General features: G+C 67.9%; 14 protein-coding genes. 5 read left to right on the forward strand and 9 right to left on the reverse strand.

All coding sequences use genetic code 11. The features are described from left to right. Window positions 1-2 precede the first annotated feature (2 nt). On the forward strand, window positions 3-3,311 hold the full coding sequence (locus JMF90_RS00085) for an efflux RND transporter permease subunit (protein ID WP_011694234.1): 3,309 nt from the start codon (window positions 3-5) through the stop codon (window positions 3,309-3,311). Between the two features lie 232 nt (window positions 3,312-3,543). Next, the gene (locus JMF90_RS00090) at window positions 3,544-3,927 is read left to right on the forward strand and encodes a VOC family protein (protein WP_011544998.1); all 384 of its coding nucleotides are present in this window, start codon (window positions 3,544-3,546) and stop codon (window positions 3,925-3,927) included. A gap of 109 nt (window positions 3,928-4,036) precedes the next feature. Here the strand turns inward: JMF90_RS00090 and JMF90_RS00095 are convergent, their stop codons facing one another. Beyond that, a complete protein-coding gene (locus JMF90_RS00095; RefSeq protein ID WP_011544997.1) occupies window positions 4,037-5,533 on the reverse strand; it encodes an NYN domain-containing protein in 1,497 nt (498 codons plus the stop codon). A gap of 119 nt (window positions 5,534-5,652) precedes the next feature. Then, entirely contained in the window at window positions 5,653-6,705 is a 1,053-nt protein-coding gene (locus JMF90_RS00100) for an RNA-guided endonuclease TnpB family protein (protein ID WP_041489291.1), read from the reverse strand. A 227-nt stretch (window positions 6,706-6,932) separates the two neighbouring features. On the opposite strand from JMF90_RS00100, the gene JMF90_RS00105 reads away from it, so the two are divergent. Continuing rightward, window positions 6,933-7,562: an SDR family oxidoreductase gene (locus JMF90_RS00105; RefSeq protein WP_006476432.1), complete on the forward strand. Its 630-nt coding sequence runs from the start codon at window positions 6,933-6,935 to the stop codon at window positions 7,560-7,562. Window positions 7,563-7,649: 87 nt separating this feature from the next. Here JMF90_RS00105 and JMF90_RS00110 read toward each other — a convergent pair whose 3' ends face one another. Continuing rightward, window positions 7,650-8,198: a peroxiredoxin gene (locus JMF90_RS00110; RefSeq protein ID WP_011544995.1), complete on the reverse strand. Its 549-nt coding sequence runs from the start codon at window positions 8,196-8,198 to the stop codon at window positions 7,650-7,652. A 278-nt stretch (window positions 8,199-8,476) separates the two neighbouring features. On the opposite strand from JMF90_RS00110, the gene cdpA reads away from it, so the two are divergent. Both cdpA and JMF90_RS00120 read left to right on the forward strand, forming a co-directional pair. Further along, window positions 8,477-10,219, forward strand: coding sequence for a cyclic di-GMP phosphodiesterase CdpA (cdpA, locus tag JMF90_RS00115; protein WP_193759616.1), 1,743 nt, complete (start codon window positions 8,477-8,479; stop codon window positions 10,217-10,219). 27 nt (window positions 10,220-10,246) lie between these two features. After that, window positions 10,247-11,770, forward strand: a complete 1,524-nt coding sequence (locus JMF90_RS00120) for an HDOD domain-containing protein (protein WP_011544993.1) — start codon at window positions 10,247-10,249, stop codon at window positions 11,768-11,770. A gap of 99 nt (window positions 11,771-11,869) precedes the next feature. On the opposite strand, the gene JMF90_RS00125 is transcribed toward JMF90_RS00120, so the two are convergent. From JMF90_RS00125 to aruF, 6 genes are all read right to left on the reverse strand, one after another. Beyond that, window positions 11,870-12,664: an ABC transporter substrate-binding protein gene (locus tag JMF90_RS00125; RefSeq protein ID WP_011544992.1), complete on the reverse strand. Its 795-nt coding sequence runs from the start codon at window positions 12,662-12,664 to the stop codon at window positions 11,870-11,872. Between the two features lie 355 nt (window positions 12,665-13,019). Then, window positions 13,020-14,048 carry a succinylglutamate desuccinylase gene (gene astE / locus JMF90_RS00130; RefSeq protein ID WP_011544990.1) on the reverse strand — a complete coding sequence of 343 codons (1,029 nt, stop codon included), beginning with the start codon at window positions 14,046-14,048 and terminating at the stop codon, window positions 13,020-13,022. Between the two features lie 7 nt (window positions 14,049-14,055). After that, window positions 14,056-15,396, reverse strand: coding sequence for an N-succinylarginine dihydrolase (gene astB / locus JMF90_RS00135; RefSeq protein WP_011544989.1), 1,341 nt, complete (start codon window positions 15,394-15,396; stop codon window positions 14,056-14,058). A gap of 14 nt (window positions 15,397-15,410) precedes the next feature. After that, a complete protein-coding gene (gene astD / locus JMF90_RS00140) occupies window positions 15,411-16,874 on the reverse strand; it encodes a succinylglutamate-semialdehyde dehydrogenase (RefSeq protein ID WP_011544988.1) in 1,464 nt (487 codons plus the stop codon). A 7-nt stretch (window positions 16,875-16,881) separates the two neighbouring features. Further along, a complete protein-coding gene (gene astA / locus JMF90_RS00145; RefSeq protein WP_011544987.1) occupies window positions 16,882-17,913 on the reverse strand; it encodes an arginine N-succinyltransferase in 1,032 nt (343 codons plus the stop codon). Further along, window positions 17,910-18,977 (reverse strand): arginine/ornithine succinyltransferase subunit alpha, encoded by a 1,068-nt coding sequence (gene aruF / locus JMF90_RS00150; RefSeq protein ID WP_011544986.1) that lies wholly within the window; start codon window positions 18,975-18,977, stop codon window positions 17,910-17,912. The genes astA and aruF overlap by 4 nt, the downstream gene beginning before the upstream one ends. Between the last annotated feature and the right edge of the window lie 133 nt (window positions 18,978-19,110).

Here is a 19,110-nt window from a genome sequence, read left to right on the forward strand (position 1 = left end):
CGATGAACCTGTCGCGCCCCTTCATCACCCGCCCCGTCGCGACGACGCTGCTCGCGCTCGGCGTCGCGCTCGCGGGCCTGTTCGCGTTCATCAAGCTGCCGGTGTCGCCGCTGCCGCAGGTCGACTTTCCGACGATCTCGGTGCAGGCGTCGCTGCCGGGCGCGAGCCCGGAAACGGTCGCGACCAGCGTGACGAGCCCGCTGGAGCGGCACCTCGGCTCGATCGCGGACGTCTCCGAAATGACGTCGACGAGCACCGTCGGCAATGCGCGGATCATCCTGCAGTTCGGCCTGAACCGCGACATCGACGGCGCCGCGCGCGACGTGCAGGCCGCGATCAACGCGGCGCGCGCCGACCTGCCCGCCGCGCTGAAGAGCAATCCGACCTACCGCAAGGTCAACCCGGCCGATTCGCCGATCATGGTCGTGTCGCTGACCTCGGAGACGGCGTCGCCCGCGAAGGTGTACGACGCCGCGTCGACGGTGCTGCAGCAGTCGCTGTCGCAGATCGACGGAATCGGCCAGGTCACCGTGAGCGGCTCCGCGAACCCGGCCGTGCGCGTCGAGCTCGAGCCGCAGTCGCTGTTCCACTACGGGATCGGCCTCGAGGACGTGCGCGCGGCGCTGGCTTCCGCGAACGCCAATGCGCCGAAGGGCGCGATCGAGTTCGGCCCGCAGCGTTTCCAGCTCTATACGAACGACCAGGCGTCCCAGGCGTCGCAATACCGCGACCTCGTCGTCGCCTACCGCAACGGCTCGGCCGTGCGGCTGTCCGATCTGTCGGACGTCGTCGATTCGGTCGAGGATCTGCGCAACCTCGGCCTGTCGAACGGCAAGCGCGCGGTGCTCGTGATCCTCTACCGCTCGCCCGGCGCGAACATCATCGAGACGATCGACCGAGTGCGCGCGGCGCTGCCGCAGCTCACCGCGTCGCTGCCCGCCGACATCACGGTCACGCCGGTGCTCGACCGCTCGACTACCATCCGCGCATCGCTGAGGGATACCGAACACACGCTGCTGATCGCGGTCAGCCTCGTCGTGATGGTCGTGTTCCTGTTCCTGCGCAACTGGCGCGCGACGCTGATCCCGAGCGTCGCGGTGCCGATCTCGATCGTCGGCACGTTCGGCGCGATGTATCTGCTCGGCTTCTCGATCGACAACCTGTCGCTGATGGCGCTGATCGTCGCGACCGGCTTCGTCGTCGACGATGCGATCGTCGTGCTCGAGAACATCTCGCGGCACATCGAGAACGGCAAGCCGCGGATGCAGGCCGCGTTCGACGGCGCGCGCGAAGTCGGCTTCACGGTGCTGTCGATGAGCATCTCGCTCGTCGCGGTGTTCCTGCCGATCCTGCTGATGGGCGGAATCGTCGGGCGCCTGTTCCGCGAGTTCGCGCTGACGCTATCGCTCGCGATCGCCGTGTCGCTCGCGGTGTCGCTCACGGTCACGCCGATGATGTGCGCGCGCCTGTTGCCCGAACAGCACGACCCGCAAAGCGAGGGCCGCTTCGGGCGCTTCCTCGAACGCGGTTTCGCGCGCATGCAGCGCGGCTACGAGCGCTCGCTGTCGTGGGCGCTGCGCCGGCCGCTCCTGATCCTGCTGACGCTGTTCGCGACGATCGGGCTGAACGTCTACCTGTATATCGTCGTGCCGAAGGGCTTCTTTCCGCAGCAGGACACCGGGCTGATGATCGGCGGCATCCAGGCCGACCAGTCGACGTCGTTCCAGGCGATGAAGCTGAAATTCTCCGAGATGATGCGCATCGTGCAGGGCAACCCGAACGTGAAGAGCGTCGCGGGCTTCACCGGCGGCACGCAGACCAACTCGGGCTTCATGTTCGTCACGCTGAAGGACCGCACCGAGCGCAAGCTGTCGGCCGATCAGGTGATCCAGCAGTTGCGCCCGCGGCTGGCGGACGTGGCGGGCGCGCGCACGTTCCTGCAGGCGGCGCAGGACATCCGCGTCGGCGGCCGGCAGAGCAACGCGCAGTACCAGTTCACGCTGCTCGGCGATTCGAGCGCCGGCCTGTACAAGTGGGGGCCGATCCTGACCGAGGCGCTGCAGAAGCGCCCCGAACTGACCGACGTGAACTCCGACCAGCAGCAAGGCGGTCTCGAGGCGATGGTGACGATCGACCGCGCCACCGCCGCGCGGTTCGGCATCAAGCCCGCGCAGATCGACAACACGCTGTACGACGCGTTCGGCCAGCGCCAGGTCTCGACGATCTACAACCCGCTGAACCAGTACCACGTCGTGATGGAAGTCGCGCCGAAGTACTGGCAGAGCCCGGAGATGCTGAACCAGGTGTGGATCAGCACGTCGGGGGGCAGCGCGAACGGCTCGCAGACCACCAACGCAGCCGCCGGCACCTTCGTCGCGACCTCGGCCGGCACGTCGAGCGCCGGCACGGCCGCGCAGAGCGCCGCGGCGATCGCGTCCGATTCCGCGCGCAACCAGGCGCTCAATTCGATCGCGGCGAGCGGCAAGTCGAGCGCGTCGTCGGGCGCGTCGGTGTCGACCTCGAAGTCGACGATGATCCCGCTGTCGGCGATCGCGACGTTCGGGCCGAGCACGACGCCGCTGTCGGTCAACCACCAGGGGCTGTTCGTCGCGACCACGATCTCGTTCAACTTGCCGCCGGGCGTGTCGCTGTCGCAGGCGACACAGATCATCTATCAGACGATGGCGCAGATCGGCGTCCCGCCGACGATCGTCGGCAGCTTCCAGGGCACCGCGCAGGCGTTCCAGCAGTCGATGAACGATCAGCCGATCCTGATCCTCGCCGCGCTGCTGGCCGTCTACATCGTGCTCGGCATCCTGTACGAGAGCTACATCCACCCGATCACGATCCTGTCGACGCTGCCGTCGGCCGGCGTCGGCGCGCTGCTCGCGCTGCTGCTGTTCAAGACGGAGTTCAGCATCATCGCGCTGATCGGCGTGATCCTGCTGATCGGCATCGTGAAGAAGAACGCGATCATGATGGTCGACTTCGCGATCGACCAGACGCGCAATCACGGGAAGTCGTCGTTCGACGCGATCCACGAGGCGTGCCTGCTGCGCTTCCGCCCGATCATGATGACGACGATGGCGGCGCTGCTCGGCGCGCTGCCGCTCGCGTTCGGCAACGGCGACGGCGCCGAATTGCGCGCGCCGCTCGGGATCGCGATCGCCGGCGGCCTCGTCATGTCGCAGGTGCTGACGCTCTATACGACGCCAGTCGTCTACCTGTACATGGACCGGTTCCGCGTGTGGGCCGAGAAGCGCCGCAACCGCCGCGGCAATACCGGCGGGCCGGCGGTCGCGGGCGAGTGACGAACGCGGCTGCCCTTCCGAGTTGCCCCCCCCCAAGAGTTGGACATTATCCCGACCCTTGGGGGGCGTGAATGAACCGCCCGGATTTCCTGGACAGCGCCGAGCGTTAGTGTTTCTTTCGGCGGCCGTCTTTTGCGCTTTCTTTTGCGCTTGATTGCCGGGCTTGATTGCCAGCCGCAATCGGCTATCGTGTGTCCATGCCCACCGCCGCCCCGCCGCACGGGAACCCGCCATGAACGTCCAGCTCAACCACACGATCGTCTGGTGCCGCGACAAGCATGCGTCGAGCCGCTTTCTCACCGAACTGCTGGAATTGCCGCCGCCGACGCCGTTCGGCGCGATGCTGGTCGTCGCGCTCGACAATGGTGTGTCGCTCGATTTTTACGAACAGGCGGGCGAGATCCGGTCGCAGCATTACGCGTTCCTGATCGACGAAGCCGGCTTCGATCGCGTGCTCGCGCGCATTCGCGAACGCGGGCTGCCGCACTGGGCCGATCCGGCGAAGCGGCAACCCGGCGACATCTACCGCCACAACGACGGACGCGGCGTGTACTTCGACGATCCGGACGGTCACTTCCTCGAAGTGATGACTCAGCCGTATGGGCTGAACGGGTAGCGCGGCAGGCCGGCATTGCGCCGGCCCGGATGGCGCGGGTGTCGCCCGGTTGCGGACGAGACCCGGCCGATCGTCAGACTGTCGCCAACTGCCAGCTACCGTTACCCGGTTACTCGGCGGCAGCCGTCGTCTTGCGCGGACGGCGCGCACGCGGTGCCGCCTTGCGGGCCGGTTTCTTCGGCTTGGCGGCGGCCGGCGCTTCGGCAGCGCCTTCGGGCGTCGCGTCGAGCGGCGCCACGTCGTGCGACGATTGCACTGCCTCGTCCCGAGCGCCGGAAGCGCGAGGCGCCGGTTCGGCTGGCGCCACCGCGTGCCGCTCGTCATGCGCTGCGTCGCGATGCGACTCGTCCCCACGCTGGCCGGGCGCGTGCGCATCGCCACCGTGCGCCGCATCGCCCTGCGCAGCGGCGTCCGGCTTGCCGCCGGCGGAGCGATCGGCGCCCTTCGCGGCGGCGCCTTTCTTCGCGCCGGTCTTCTTCGCCGCGCTCTTGCGCGCACGCTTGCGGCCATCCTTCGCGTCGCCATGCGCTTCGGCCACGTCGGGCGTGTCGGGTGCGTCGGGTGTTTCGGCCGGCGTCGCATCGGCGAGCTCGGCAAACTCCGCGTCTTCCGCGTCATCCGCCTCGACCTGCACACTTTCGTGGACGACGGCTTGCGCGCGCTGCCCGCGACGGCGCGCCTCGCGGCCGGCCGGCACCGCCTCCGCCGCGCGCGTACCGTGGTGGCCGCCGTGGTGCGCCGCGCCGCCTTCACCCCCTGCGGCAACGTGCTCGGCTGCGGCCGACTGGCGAGCCCGCGACACGAACGCGCCCGACTTGTCGTCGCGCCCCACTTCGAGCAGCCCGCGCGCCTGCGCCTCGTCGAGCAGGTTGCCGAACGCGCGGAACCCGTAGTACGACTCGTTGAAATCCGGCTTGCGGCGCTTGATCGCGCTCTTGAGCACCGACGCCCAGATCTTGCCGACGTCGTCGCGCTCCGACGCGAGCGCGTCGAACGTCTCGACCGCCAGCGCGATCGCCTCGGCCTTGCGCGCTTCCATGTCGTGCTTGCGCGACGGCTCGTCCGGCCGCTTCGCGCCGCCGTTGCCCGCGCGCTGCTGCTGTTCGCGCTTCGCGAGCGCACGCTGCTGCTCGCGCACCAGGTCGTCGTAGAAGATGAATTCGTCGCAGTTCGCGACCAGCAGATCCGACGTCGATTTCTTCACGCCGACGCCGATCACCTTCTTCGCGTTCTCGCGCAGCTTCGACACGAGCGGCGAGAAATCCGAATCGCCGCTGATGATCACGAACGTATCGACGTGCGACTTCGTGTAGCAGAGGTCGAGCGCGTCGACGACGAGCCGGATGTCGGCCGAATTCTTGCCCGACTGGCGCACGTGCGGGATCTCGATCAGCTCGAAGCTCGCCTCGTGCATCGACGCCTTGAAGCCCTTGTAGCGATCCCAGTCGCAATAGGCCTTCTTCACGACGATGCTGCCTTTCAGCAGCAGGCGCTCCAGCACGGGCTTGATGTCGAATTTCTCGTACTTCGCATCGCGCACGCCGAGCGCGACGTTCTCGAAGTCGCAGAACACGGCCATGCTGACGTTGTCCAGGGGTAATGCCATGTGTACTCCAACCGGTGGGCCGCCGCGTTATTCACACGTAGCGGCGAAAAATGCATCGCGCACATGATAGCCGGTCGGCGCGTCATTCCCGCATCCGTGTGATTGACGTCCTCCTCTCCCTAAAGGGAGAGGGTTCCCACACCTGGCGATGCACGTCCGCATCGGAGAATGTTCAGCGCAGCGTTGGTATCTCGATCATGCAAGACACCACAGTCACTGCAGACCCACTCTCTTATTCTCAGTCCCGCGATACCTTTCGGCCGCGTCGTGCTGTCTTTCGATCCGCACGCCGAACAGGACTGGGTCGAACCGCTTTCGTCGACTTCCTCGAACGTGGCCCCGTGCGCGATCGCCTTGTAGCGGAGCTTGTTTCGGAAGGACGACCAGGATGCGTCGTAGACGCTCTTTGCCATCCTGGTTCTGGCAAGTTTGACGGCAGATACGTTGCCAACCGCGATGTAATCGAAGCGCCGCACCAGATCGAGCGCGAGCTTGTGTTGGAAATCGGCACGCGCATTCGCGACCTTGGCGTGCAGCTTCGCGATATGCCGCTTGTGCTTGTGCGCACGCTGCGCCTTCGCCAACCTTTCAGCCGCGCGCCGGCCAAACTGGTCATTGGGCAGCTTCTCGCCGGTCGAAAGTGTGGTGAAGTCTTTCAGGCCGAGATCGATGCCGACGCCGGAACGGATCGGGCGGGCCTGCACATCGGGCATCTCGATCACGATGTTGAGAAACCAGTTGCCGCGTGCATCCTGCGCGAAGTTGGTCCCGTCCTTGATCTTGCCTTCGGGAAGCGGTCGGCTGTTGAACACGCGAAAGGTGTTGCCCGCGAAACGGAACGCGTCGCCTTCGCGCTTCAGGTCACGCCCCTTCAGCGGCAACCAGCCCAGCGATTTCCTGCCGCGATAGCGCAGGTAGGGCCGACGGTGCTGGCTGCGCGACTTCGCGTATTGCTCGCACGTCGCGTTGACCGTGCCGGAGTGAATACCGAGTTCCTTGCTGCTGCCAGTCGTCAGCACGTTCAGGTCGAATCCCGTCGGCCACTTCTTGCCCCACTTGAGCGCGTGCTTCTGCGTGTCGTTGCAGAAGTTCCAGACGTAGTTCACCGCACGGCTCTGCTTGTTGAGCAGTCCGTTGAGCGATTTCACCCGGTAGCGATAGACAAGGATCATGCCGGCCATTTTAACGGTGGAATGCCGCTGTCAAACAGCGGCGCTCCTTTCCTCCCCGTCCTGAAGGACGGGGTTTCTCGGAGCAACTGATGAATGAACGCCGGTACGCCCGATGCCGGTACGCCCCTTATTACACCCCCGCCGCCGGGTCGATTCGACATTACACTTGAGTTATCGGTCGTCCGTCCCTATCTGGATGGATGACGCATCGAGCAAGGAGCGGTTTCATGACGACGAAGGTACTGCTGATTGGCGCGACCGGCCGGACGGGCCAGGCCTGCGCGGATCTGCTGCTGAAGCAGCCGGAGTTCGAGGTCACGGCGCTCGTGCGCCGGCACGGCTATGCGCTGGCGGGCGCACGGGTCGTCGAGGCCGATCTGACGAACGATTTCTCGCACGCGTTCCAGGGCATCACGCACGTGATCTACACGGCAGGCTCGGCGGAATCGGACGGTGCGACCGAAGAGGAGCAGGTCGACCGCGACGCGGTCGCCCGCGCGGCCGACTACGCGCTGGCCTACAACACGCAGAAGCTCGTGGTGGTCAGCTCGCTGTCCGCGTACCGGCCCGAGCAGGGCCCGGACGCGCTGCACCACTATTCGCAGATGAAGCGCGAAGGCGACGAGCGCGTGATCGCGTCGGGCGTCGACTATGTGATCCTGCGCCCGGGCCCGCTCACGGACGATCCGGGCGTCGGCAAGATCGCGCTGACCGACCGGTGGCTCGAGCCCGCGCCGCCCGTCTCGCGCCAGGATGTTGCATGGGCCGCGATCGAGGCGATCAAGCTCGGCATCTCGCGCAAGATCGTCGGCTTCGTCGGCGGCAGCGTGCCGATCGAACAGGCATTGCGCGCGTAACGGCCCGTCGCGCGCCTCCCGGAAGGGCGGCGCATGCCCGTGCCCGCGGCCCGCACGACGGGCCGTTTTCACGTGCGGGGCAGCCGCTTACTGCTTCGGATGCGCGTCGGCCCACGCCTTCACGGCGGCGAGCGTGTTCTCGACGTGCTTGTCGGGCGACAGGCTCGTGTATTCGTAGAGAACCTTCCCTTCCGGCGAAATCACATAGGACACGCGGTTGGCCCGGTCGAGCGCCGGCAGCTTCGCGTCGTATTCGCGGATGATCTTCGCGTCCGGGTCGGCCGCCACCGGGAACTTGCTGCGGCACTCGCTCACCGAGAACTTCGTCAGCGTGTCGATGTTGTCGGCCGACACGCCGATCACCGTCGCGCCGTAAGCCTTGTAACGGTCGACCGCGTCCGCGAACGCATGCGCCTCGATCGTGCAGCCCTTCGTGAACGCCGCCGGATAGAAATACAGCACGACCGGCCCCTGCTTCAGTGCGTCCGCGAGCGAGTACGTGTAAGTCTTGCCGCCCAGCGACGCCTGCGTCGTGAAATCGGGCGCCGCGGCGCCCGGCCTCAGTTCCGCCTGCGCCAGCAGCGCATGGCCGGCCACCAGCGCCGCCATGGCGCCCAGCAACAGTTTTCGCTTCATCTGCGTCCTCATTTCTTATAAAGTCGGCCTCGATGCAGGCCATTCAGGTGTTCGCCTGTCGAACGCCTGCCTCGTTGATCCGGACCGCGGCAGCGCCGCCTGCGGCCGGCCCGTTAAAGATTTCTGACAGTCTGCCGTTATTCCTTCCGGACAACCGGTTCCAGCCCTTCACGTCAGCGAGAAACATGGAAGCCAACAGGAAACAGACGTCACGCAAGGGCTCCTGGCGCAGCGCCTTGCATACGCTGCGACGCTTCGCTCGGTCGGGCGGCGCGCTGATGCCCGCGCGCGCCGTCGCGCCGCGCCGCGACGACTCCGTGCGCAACTGGCTGGAACAGACGGTCGGCACGGTGGATTTCCTCGCCCACGTCGACCGCGAGCTGCGCTTTCTGTACGTGTCCGACGCCAGCCTGCGCTTCATCGGCTACCACCGCGACTATCTGCATACGCTGACGCTGCGCGACCTGATCGCCGAACAGGATACCCCGGCGCTCGAAGGCCTGCTTGCACGCGCCGCCCGTTCCGGCCAGGTCGAGAAGGCGACGATGTGCATCGTCAAGTCGCTCACCTACCCGCTGGACGTCGAGATCCGCGCGTTCAAGAGCCGCCACCACGGCGTCGACGGCTTCGCGATCGCGGCGTTCGACGTGTCGTCGTGGCGCGCGCTCGAGGCTCGCCTGACGTACGAAATGCACCACGACCCGATGACGGGGCTCGACAACCTGTCCGCGCTCGTGCCGGCGCTGATGGCCGCGCAGCAGACGGCCGACGAGAGCGGCACCTGCGCGGCGCTGCTGCTGCTCGACCTCGACGACTACCAGCGGATCAACCGCGCGCTCGGCTACGACGCCGGTGACATGCTGCTGCGCGAGACCGCACAGCGGCTGAAGGCGCTCGTCACGCCGAACGAGCGGCTCGCGCGCGTCGCGAGCGACAAGTTCGCGGTCGTGCTGGGCGCAGCGGACCGCGCGCAGGCGAGCCATGCCGCCGATGCGCTCGCGCGCCGGCTGCAGGCCGCGGTGCGCGAGCCCTATGTATTCCAGGGGCAGACCGTGCACCTGTCCGCGAGCATCGGCATCGCGCTCTATCCCGACGAACGTGCCGCACCGCACCGGGCGCAGCATCACAGCCCGCTGCTGCGCCGCGCCGACCACGCGCTCGCGCAGGCGAAGGCATCGGGCGGCAACGCGCTCGCGTTCCATGCGCCCGTCGACGATCCGGCCGACGCCGAACGGCTCAAGCTCGAGGCGGATCTGTACGACGGCGTGCGCAACGGCGAGTTTTCGCTCCATTTCCAGCCGATCACGCGCAGCCAGTCGGGCGCGGTGGTCGGCGTCGAGGCACTGATCCGCTGGCGCCATCCGGTGCACGGCCTCGTGCCGCCGGCCACCTTCATCCCGCTCGCCGAATCGATCGGCCTGATCAACTACCTCGGCAACTGGGTGCTCAAGGCCGCGTGCATGCAGCTCGTCGCGTGGGACGGCCAGGGGCTCGCGCTGCAATACGTGGCGGTCAACGTGTCGCCGCAGCAGTTCCGCGACCCGCGCTTCACGCAGAGCGTGCGCGAGGCGATCGCGCTGACCGGCATCGACCCGCGCCGCATCGTGCTCGAAATCACCGAAAGCCTGCTGATGCACGATCCCGCGCACGCGAAAATCCTGCTCGAGGAACTGACCGGTCTCGGCATCCGCTTCGCGATCGACGATTTCGGCACCGGCTATTCGAGCCTCGCCTATCTGCAGCGTTTCCCGCTCGCGAAGCTGAAGATCGACCGCAGTTTCGTCGAGAACCTGCTGACGTCGCGCAACGACCGCGCGATCGTGTCCGCGGTGGTCGGCCTCGCGCAGACACTGGATCTCGAGCTCGTTGCCGAAGGCGTCGAGACCGAGGCGCAGCGCGCGCTGCTGTCGGAGATGGGCTGCAATCACATCCAGGGCTGGCTCGTCTGCCAGGCGCTGCCGTCCGAGGAGCTCGCGCGGCGCTTCGAGGCGCAGCAGCTGCACCTGCACGCCGCCGCCTGACGCGCGCGGCGAACCGAACAGATCCGTATGTCAACCACCGAATACCTGCCCCGCACCGCGCTGCTCGACAAGCTGTGGGCCCGGATGAACGAACGGGGCGATTTCCCGCTGCTGTCGGAATCGCTGCGCGCGACGATGGCCGCGATGAAGAACGACGACCTCGACTTCACCGCGCTCGTGCGCGTCGTGCTGTCGGACTTCGCGCTCACGCAGAAAGTGCTGCGGCTCGCGAACTCCGCGATGTACATGGCGTTCGGCGGCAACATCACCACCGTGACCCGCGCACTGATGGTGCTCGGCATGGACGCCGTCGGCCATCTCGTCGTCGGGTTGAAGCTCGTCGACCATTTCCATCAGAGCACGCCGCGGCGCATCGACGCGAAGCTGGCGCTGAACCGCGCGCTGCTGTCCGGCTGCGTCGCGCGCAAGCTCACCGAGCGCGCCGAACTGCGCTCGGGCGAGGAAGCCGTCGTCTGCACGCTGATGCGCCAGGTCGGCAAGCTGCTGGTGGTCTGCTATCTCGACAACGAATGGGATCACATCCGCCGCCGCGCGGCCGAGTTGAACGGCGACGAATCGGCCGCCTGCGTCGACGTGCTCGGCGTCGGCTTCGACGAGATCGGTCTCGAAGCCGCCGCGCGCTGGCGGCTGCCCGACGTGATCCGCGCGGGGATGGCCAACGGAGATCACGCGGCGCACGCCGACGCGTTCGACGACGACGGCGACGCCCGCCACGCGGGCCCGGCGGCAGACGACGGCCCGGCCGATCGCGGCCCGGCCGACCGCATCCGCTGGCTGCGCGCGGTGAGCCGCTGCTCGACCGACGTCGCCGGCGCGCTCGTCATGCCCGCGAGCCCGCAGCGCGACGCGCGCATCGCGGCGCTCGCGCAGCACTACGGCGCGGAGCTCGACATGGAATCCGACGCGCTCGTCGAGATCGCCGAACGGCTCGCGCGCGAGGAAGCGAGCGACACCGTGATGCGCGAGATCGTCGAGCTGCGCGCGAACGCCGATGCGATCGCACGCGCGCAGGCCGCGCCCGAGGCCTGCCTCGAAGCCGGTCTGGCCGACCTGCGCGCGCTGCCGTCCGAGCACGTGCTGACGCCGGTGCTCGCGCTCGCGTCGGAAAGCCTGCTGGCCGGCCTCGCGTTCACGCGCACCGTGATGTTCGTGCGTCACGACGACGGTACGTTCGCCGCGCGCCTGGGCTTCGGCCCCGGCGTCGACACGGCGCTCGACCGGCTGCGCTTCGACGAACGCTTCGAGCCGGACGTGTTTCATCTCGCGATCTCGAACTCGGTCGGCATCTTCATCGAGCAGGCGCAGGAGCCGAAGATGATGAAGCGCCTGCCCGCGTGGTATCTCGATGCGTTCGACGACACGCGCGCATTCGTGCTGCTGCCCGTGCGCGTCGGCACGACGAGCGTCGCGCTGCTGTACGGCGACTGGGCCGGCGCGCAACCCGCACGCAAGATCTCGCAGCAGGAGATGGCCGTGCTCAACGAACTCGCGCGCGAGCTGGGGCGGTTCTTTCCCGCGCAGCCAGGCTGACGGCCGGCGCGCGTCCGGCGTTTTCGCTCCCCAAAAGAAAAACCCGGCCGCATCAGCGGCCGGGTTTTCTTTACAACAGCGTGCGCTCGAGCGATGCGCTTACTTGAGCGTGACGGGCACGCTGAAGTACTTCTTCGCGAGGTTGTCGATCGTGCCGTCGGCCTTCAGTTCCTTCAGCGCCTGATCGAGCGCGGTCTTCAGTGCCGCGTCGTTCTTGCGCAGGCCGAAGCCGACGCCCGAGCCGAGGATCTCGGTGTCGCTGACCGTGCCGCCCGCGAACGCGAAGCCCTGGCCTTGTGGCTTCGTCAGGAAGCCCTTCGAGCCGGCTTCCGAATCCTGGAAGGTCGCGTCGAGACGGCCCGACTTCAGGTCGGCGTACGCCAGATCCTGCGTCTGGTACGGCACGACTTCAACACCGGCCGGCGCCCACTTCTTCTTTGCATACGCTTCCTGGATCGTGCCCTGCAGCACGCCGACGCGCTTGCCCTTCAGCGATTGCGGGGTCGGCAGCAGGCCGCTGCCCTGCTTCGCGATCAGCTGGTTCGGAATCGTGTAGATCGGATCGGTGAATGCGATCGCGTGCTTGCGCTGCTCGGTGATCGTCATGTCCGAGTTGATCGCGTCGAACTTGCGCGCCTGCAGCGCCGGGATCAGGCCGTCGAAGTCGTTCTCGACCCACACGCACTTGGTCTTCAGCTTCGCGCACACCGCGTTGCCGATGTCGATGTCGAAGCCGGTCAGCTTGCCGTCGGGCGTCTTGTATTCGAACGGTGCGTACGAGGCCTCGACGCCGAACCGGATCTCCTTCAGATCCGCGGCAAACGCGCTGCCTGCCGCCATCGCCGATGCCGCCACCACCGCATGCGCGGCCACTTTACGCCAATCCAACTTCATCAGGTGTTCTCCTCGATACTCGAATGTTCCGGAACTACGGGCGCATGCATCATTGCAGGGTCGGATGACACCGACAATGCCGATGCCGCGCCGTGATGCGGCGCAACAGCCGCAAGGCCGCGATTGTACCAATCCGCGCGACCCGATATGGCAAAGCGGCCACCGATATGCAATGCTGCGCTGCGCGTCCGGGAGCCGCCACGCGCCCCGTCGAACTCGCAAGACGGTGTCGCAAATACGCAAGCGTGGCGCGTGCGCCGGCCGTGCGGCGGGCGGGTGTTATCGCAAAAAATGAATAGACCGCGAGACGATGCGCGGACTGCGAGTCGCCGCAGCCCGCACGATCGCACCCTGATCAGACGAGTGCGGCCAGCGTGTCGCGCGTCGTATCGACGACGAGCAGGCCCGCGCGCAGGCCGGGCTTCACGGTCGGGTTCGGAAACACGATGCGTTCCTCGTCGTGCTTCACCGTGTAGCGGTAGTCGCCGTCCTGCGCGAGCACGGTGCCGCGCGTGAACGCGGTGAAGTTCGCGACGTCGGCCGCGACGAACAGCTCGAGCGCGTCGCTCTGCTTCGTGATCTGGTCGATGACGGTGAACACGCGCGGCAACGTGGCGCCGCCTTCCGCCCGCCCACCCGACACGAGCTTGCGCACCGCGCGGTCGGCCGGCGCGAAGCGCGTCAGGTCGTTCTGGCCGAACGGACGCACCTTGCCGAGCTCCAGCGTGCACGCGAGCGCGCCGCAATGCTCGGCCGTGAAATGCGAATACGTGTTGCCCTTCGCCGTATGCAGCAGCACGGCCGCGATGCGTGCATCGCCGAGCCATTCGACCATCGCGCGCGTGGGCGGCGTGCCCGTGTGCGGCAGCAGCGCGAACTGTTCGAACACCGATGCGCGAATCGCCGTGTGCATGTCGATATGCCAGCGTGCGCTGCCCGCCGGCGCCGCCCCGAAGAACGCGGATGCCGCCGCTTCGAGCTGCGCGGCGCGCGGCGCTTCGCGACTCGCGGGCACCTGCGCGTGACGGCCGCTGAACAGGCGGTTCAGGTCATCGTCGAGATAGCGTTCGCCCGCGCGCATCGCCGGCACGTTGCCGAGCACGACGAGCAGCCGGCACGCGAGCGGCAGCGCACCCGCCACGAGGTCGCGCGCGAGCATCGACAGCAGCTCGATCGGCGCGGTCTCGTCGCCATGCACGCCGGCCGACACGAGCACGCTCGCGCGCGCCGCGGCGTCGGTCGCCGCCGGTTCGAACGCGAGCAGCCCGTCGCCGAGCCATTGCCAGCGCACCGCGCCGCCCGCGCAGGCGCCGTCCCGTTCGGCCGGCGCGTCACCAGCGAGCGTGAACGCCAGAAAATCGTCGAGCAACGCGGCGGCCGGCATCCGTGCCTCAGCGCTGGAAGTCATACAGCGAACCGACGCGCAGGATCTGCGTAAGCTCGTCGAGCGCCGTACGCGACTCGTCGAGCAGCGCCGGATCGGCGAGGTCTTCCGGTGCGAGGCGGTCACGATAGTGCTTGTCGATCCACGCGTCGAGCGACGCGAACAGCGTGTCGTTGATCCACACGTTCGACGTGACGGCCGCGCGCTCGGCGTCGTTCAGCACGACGCGCAGGCGCAGGCACGCCGGGCCGCCGCCATTCTTCATGCTTTCGCGCAGGTCGAACACGAGCACGTCGTGAATCGGGCCGTTGCCGGCCGCCAGCTGGTCGAGATAGGCGGCGACCCGCGCGTTCTCGCGGCATTCCTGCGGCACGACGAGCACCTGCGAACCATCCGCGCGCGACAACAGCTGGCTGTTGAACAGGTAGGACGTCACCGCGTCGTTCACGCTCACCGCCGCGTCGGGCACCTCGATCACGTTCAGGCGCGCACCGCGCGCGTCGAGCGCGGCGGTCAGCGTGTCGTAGATCGCCTGCTTGTTGACGAACGCGCGTTCGTGCGTGAACAGCGTGTCGCGGTTGCCGACCGAGATCACGTCGTTGTGGAACACGCCCGCGTCGATCACGTCCGGGTCCTGCTGCGCGTACACCGTCGCTTCCTCTGCGAGCCCGTGGCGATGCGCGACCGCGCGGCTCGCCTCGAAGGTCTGACGTGCCGGGAAGCGCTTCGGCTCGGGGCCGCGACGGTATTCGGCGCGGCCGTACACGAAGAATTCGATGCCCGGCTTGCCGTATTCCGCGCAGAAGCGCGTATGGTTCGCCGCGCCTTCGTCGCCGAGCGCCGGCGTGCCGGTCAGCGCTTCGTGCACCGCGAAGTGCGTGGGGTCCGCGAACAGCGTCGACAGCGTGCGGCGCGTCGCTTCGTGCTCGATCGCGCGATGCAGCTTGCTGCACAGGTTCGCCGGCGTGAAGTGCACGCGGCCGTCGCTGGTATCCGCCGACGGGCTGACGGTGGCCGCGTTCGCGGTCCACATCGCCGACGCCGAGCTCGCCGCGGCGAGCAATTCGGGCGCCTGCTTCGCGGCCTTCGCGATCACGTCCGCGTCCTTGCCGGAGAAGCCGAGCTCGCGCAACAGGCGCAGCGACGGCCGCTCCTGCGGCGGCAGCACGCCTTGCGCGAAACCGAGATCCGCGAGCTGCTTCATCTTGCGCAGCCCCTGCTTCGCGGCGGCCTTCGGGTTCGCGGCCGACTTCTCGTTGTTGAGCGACGCCACGTTGCCGAACGACAGCCCGGCGTAGTTGTGGGTCGGGCCGACGAGCCCGTCGAAATTGGCTTCTTGTGCGTTCATCGTCGTTCCCTCGATCAGAAATGCAGGCCCGGCGACAGGCTCGCGGGCAAAGTCAGTTGCGTGCTTTCCACCGACGCCATCGGGTACGCGCAATAGTCGGCCGCGTAGTACGCGCTCGGGCGATGGTTGCCCGAGCGGCCCGTGCCGCCGAACGGCGCGGCGGACGATGCGCCATTGGTCGGCCGGTTCCAGTTGACGATCCCGGCGCGGATCGTGCGGCGGAAGTGCTCCCACACCTTCGCGTCGTCGGCCAAGAGGCCGGCGGACAGGCCGAACGCCGTGTCGTTCGCGCGCTCGATCGCCTCATCGAACGTCGCGTAGCGGACGACCTGCGCGAGCGGGCCGAAATGCTCTTCGTCGGGCAGGTTCGCGACGCCCGTCACGTCGACGATCGCCGCATTCACGAAGCCGAGGCGCGGATCGCGCTGCGCCATCGCGACGATCGGCTTCGCGCCCTGCTCGACCAGGCGCGCCTGCGCATCGACCAGCTTCGCGGCCGCGCGTGCCGAGATCACCGCGCCCATGAACGGCTGCGGATCGGCGTCGAACACGTCGGCGGTGATCTTCGACGTGACGTCTGCGAAGCGCGCGAGGAAGCGGTCGCCGAACGCGCCCTGCGGCACGAAGATGCGGCGCGCGCACGTGCAGCGCTGGCCGGCCGACAGGAACGCCGACTGGATCGTGTGATGCACGGCCGCGTCGATGTCCTCGACTTCGCCGATCACGAGCGGGTTGTTGCCGCCCATCTCGAGCGCGAGCACGATCTCCGGACGGCCGCCGAACTGCTTGTGCAGCAGCGTGCCCGTATCGGAACTGCCGGTGAAGAACAGCCCGTCGATCTGCCGATGGTTCGCGAGCGCGATGCCGGTGTCCTTCTCGCCCTGCACGAGGTTCAGCACGCCGGCCGGCAACCCGGCTTCCTGCCACACCTCGACCGTCGCGCGCGCGACGCCCGGCGCAAGCTCCGACGGCTTGAACACGACCGTGTTGCCGGCGATCAGCGCCGGCACGATATGACCGTTCGGCAAGTGGCCGGGGAAGTTGTACGGGCCGAACACCGCGACGACGCCGTGCGGGCGGTGACGCAGCACCGCGACGCCGTCGGCCATGTCCTGACGCTTCTCGCCGGTGCGTTCCTGATACGCCTGGATCGAGATGCCGACCTTCGCGGCCATCGATGCGACTTCGGTGCGCGCTTCCCACAGCGGTTTGCCCGTCTCGCGGCCGATCGCGGTCGCGATCGCTTCCTTGCGCTCGGTGAGCAACGCGGCGAAGCGCTTGACGATTTCGCAGCGCGCTTCGAAGTCGAGCGCCGACCAGCCGGCGAACGCGCGACGTGCGCTCGCGACCGCACGGTCGACGTCGGCCGCCGACGCGCTCTCGCCCTGCCAGGCGACGGCGTCGGTGCCGGGGTTGCGCGAAGCGAAGACGGGGCCCGAGCCTGCGACCCAGGCGCCGTCGATGAAGAGTTCCGTCATGATTCGTTTATCCCTGTTTGACTTTGAGCGGCAGTACGCGGACCGGATCGCCGGCCTTCACGTCGAGCGCGACGGCATCGTCGGCCGACAGCACGAACGCGCCGTTCGCGACCACGCCCGGCGCGACGCCGACGCGGAAATCGCCCAGCGACGTGTTCGACACGAGCGACCGGGGGGCGTCGTCCCGCGCGTCGGGCACGCCGATCGCGACCGGTACGACGACGCTCTCGCGCACCGTGCGCAGGTCGTTGACGTGGCATTCGAGCACCGGGCCCGCGTCGAAGATGTCGACGTGGTTCTGGTAGCGCAGCCCTTCCGCTTCGAGCATCTTGCGGGCCGGCAGCGTGTCGCGGTGCGTGAGGCCCACCGCGTCCTGCGCGTCCTGCGGCAGCAGGTCGACGTACACCGGATAGCGCGGCATCAGTTCCGCGAGGAACGACTTGCGGCCGTGCGAGCTGAGGTAATCGGCCGCGTTGAAGTCGATCTGGTAGAAGTGCGAACCGACCGCGCGCCAGAACGGCGACGTGCCGTCCTCGTCGAAGTGGCCGCGCAGTTCCGCGCAGATGCGTTCCGGAAAGCGGTCGCGGAACTGCGCGATGAACATGAAGCGCGAGCGCGACAGCAGGCCGCCGACGCCGCCCGTGCGATAGCGCGGGCTCAGGAACAGCGAGCACACTTCCGCGTAGCCCGTCAGGTCGTGCGAGATGTTCAGCGCGGACATCCGCGTCCACACGCCGAGCTCCTGGCTCGCATGCACGACCGTGCTCACGCGGTAGTTGTAGAACGGCTGCTCGAGGCCGACCTGCGTTTCGATTCCGCACACGCCCGCGATGTCGCCCGTCTTCGATTCTTCCATCACGAAGAAGTAGCCGGCTTCGCCTGGCGCGGCCCGGCCTTCGAGCGTGCGGCGCGAGCGTTCGATGCGCGCGGCGAGCGCGTCGCGGTCGGGCTTGAACGTGGTCAGGCCCGGCCCGGTTTCCTGCGCGAGCGACACGAGCGCGTCGACGTCGCCCGTTTGTACGACCCGAACGACGATCATGCTGCGTCTCCCTTCAAATCTTCCTCGTCGCGGCGGTGCAGCGGCACGCAGCGCACGACATCGCCGTCCTTCACGTCGAGCGCCGCGCGCACGTCGCCGGCCAGCGGCGCCTCGGCGCCGCCCGCATCGGCCGTGTCGCCCGGCAGGTCGGCCAGCACGCAGCGGAACGATTCGCCGCTGCCGGTCGACACCATGTACGCGACGTCGCCCTGCTGGTGCGCGGCCTCGCGCACGACGCGCTCCGACGCCTGCTTCACGCACGCGGTACGGTCGACCTGCGCGGTCAGCACCGGGCCCGCGTCGAAGATGTCGACGAAGCGGTCGGGCTCGAAGCCTTCCTCGAGATGGATGTCGTACGCGAGCAACGCCGTTTCGTTCGGCTCGCCGAGCACGCGCTGCGCGGCTTCGGGCAACAGCGGCACGTAGAGCGGATAGGCCGGCATCACTTCCGCGATGAACGTGCGGCTGCGGCCGCCCGACGCGATGTCGACGTCGGTGAAGTCACGGCCGAAGAACTTGCGGCCCACCGCTTCCCAGAACGGCGATGCGCCGTTGCCGTCGCTCACGCCGAGCAGCAGCGTGAACACTTCCGGCGTGAAGCGGCGGCGGTTCGCGGCGATGTACATCATCCGGGCGCGCGAGATCAGGTGCGCGGCCGCGTCGCCGCGCAGCGACGGATCGACGTAGAAGCCCGCGAGCCGGCTCTTGCCGGTCAGCTCGTGCGACATCGTGAGCGCGTGGATCTTGCGGTTCACGTGCAGCTCGCGCGACGCGTGGATCAGCGCGTCGTTGCGGAACGCGTAGAACGGCTCCGAGTAGCCGGCCGCGGCCACGATGCTCGCCGTGCCGAGCAGCTTGCCGGTCGACGAATCCTCGAGCACGAAGAGGTAAAACTCCTCGCCGGCGAAGTCGACGTCCGCGCGAAACGAATCCTCGGAGAGCGCCACACGCGCTTCGAGCGCCGCGCGGTCGTGCGGCAGCGAGTGCAGGACCGGCTGCGCGGTGCGCGCCATGTGCGCGAGCGCATCGAGATCCGTGAGTTTGCCGGGGCGAACAAATAGCATCGTCGTTCCTGTCTGCGATGGGCGCGCCGATCAGCGCGCGGTGGCTTCCTGGGCCGCGAGCACTTGTTCGACCGCTTTCTCGAAGCGCTTCACGCCTTCGTCGAGCAGGTCGAACGGGATCACCAGCGACGGG

The sequence above is a fragment of the Burkholderia sp. E168m23 genome, assembly GCF_016586125.1.
GTDB lineage: Bacteria > Pseudomonadota > Gammaproteobacteria > Burkholderiales > Burkholderiaceae > Burkholderia > Burkholderia orbicola.

Bases quoted from the DNA above. Each gene is read 5' to 3' on its own strand.
- JMF90_RS00085 (WP_011694234.1), top strand. From the start codon at position 3: ATGAACCTGTCGCGCCCCTTCATCACCCGCCCCGTCGCGACGACGCTG.
- JMF90_RS00090 (WP_011544998.1), top strand. From the start codon at position 3,544: ATGAACGTCCAGCTCAACCACACGATCGTCTGGTGCCGCGACAAGCAT.
- JMF90_RS00095 (WP_011544997.1), bottom strand. From the start codon at position 5,533: ATGGCATTACCCCTGGACAACGTCAGCATGGCCGTGTTCTGCGACTTC.
- JMF90_RS00100 (WP_041489291.1), bottom strand. From the start codon at position 6,705: ATGATCCTTGTCTATCGCTACCGGGTGAAATCGCTCAACGGACTGCTC.
- JMF90_RS00105 (WP_006476432.1), top strand. From the start codon at position 6,933: ATGACGACGAAGGTACTGCTGATTGGCGCGACCGGCCGGACGGGCCAG.
- JMF90_RS00110 (WP_011544995.1), bottom strand. From the start codon at position 8,198: ATGAAGCGAAAACTGTTGCTGGGCGCCATGGCGGCGCTGGTGGCCGGC.
- cdpA (WP_193759616.1), top strand. From the start codon at position 8,477: ATGCCCGCGCGCGCCGTCGCGCCGCGCCGCGACGACTCCGTGCGCAAC.
- JMF90_RS00120 (WP_011544993.1), top strand. From the start codon at position 10,247: ATGTCAACCACCGAATACCTGCCCCGCACCGCGCTGCTCGACAAGCTG.
- JMF90_RS00125 (WP_011544992.1), bottom strand. From the start codon at position 12,664: ATGAAGTTGGATTGGCGTAAAGTGGCCGCGCATGCGGTGGTGGCGGCA.
- astE (WP_011544990.1), bottom strand. From the start codon at position 14,048: ATGCCGGCCGCCGCGTTGCTCGACGATTTTCTGGCGTTCACGCTCGCT.
- astB (WP_011544989.1), bottom strand. From the start codon at position 15,396: ATGAACGCACAAGAAGCCAATTTCGACGGGCTCGTCGGCCCGACCCAC.
- astD (WP_011544988.1), bottom strand. From the start codon at position 16,874: ATGACGGAACTCTTCATCGACGGCGCCTGGGTCGCAGGCTCGGGCCCC.
- astA (WP_011544987.1), bottom strand. From the start codon at position 17,913: ATGATCGTCGTTCGGGTCGTACAAACGGGCGACGTCGACGCGCTCGTG.
- aruF (WP_011544986.1), bottom strand. From the start codon at position 18,977: ATGCTATTTGTTCGCCCCGGCAAACTCACGGATCTCGATGCGCTCGCG.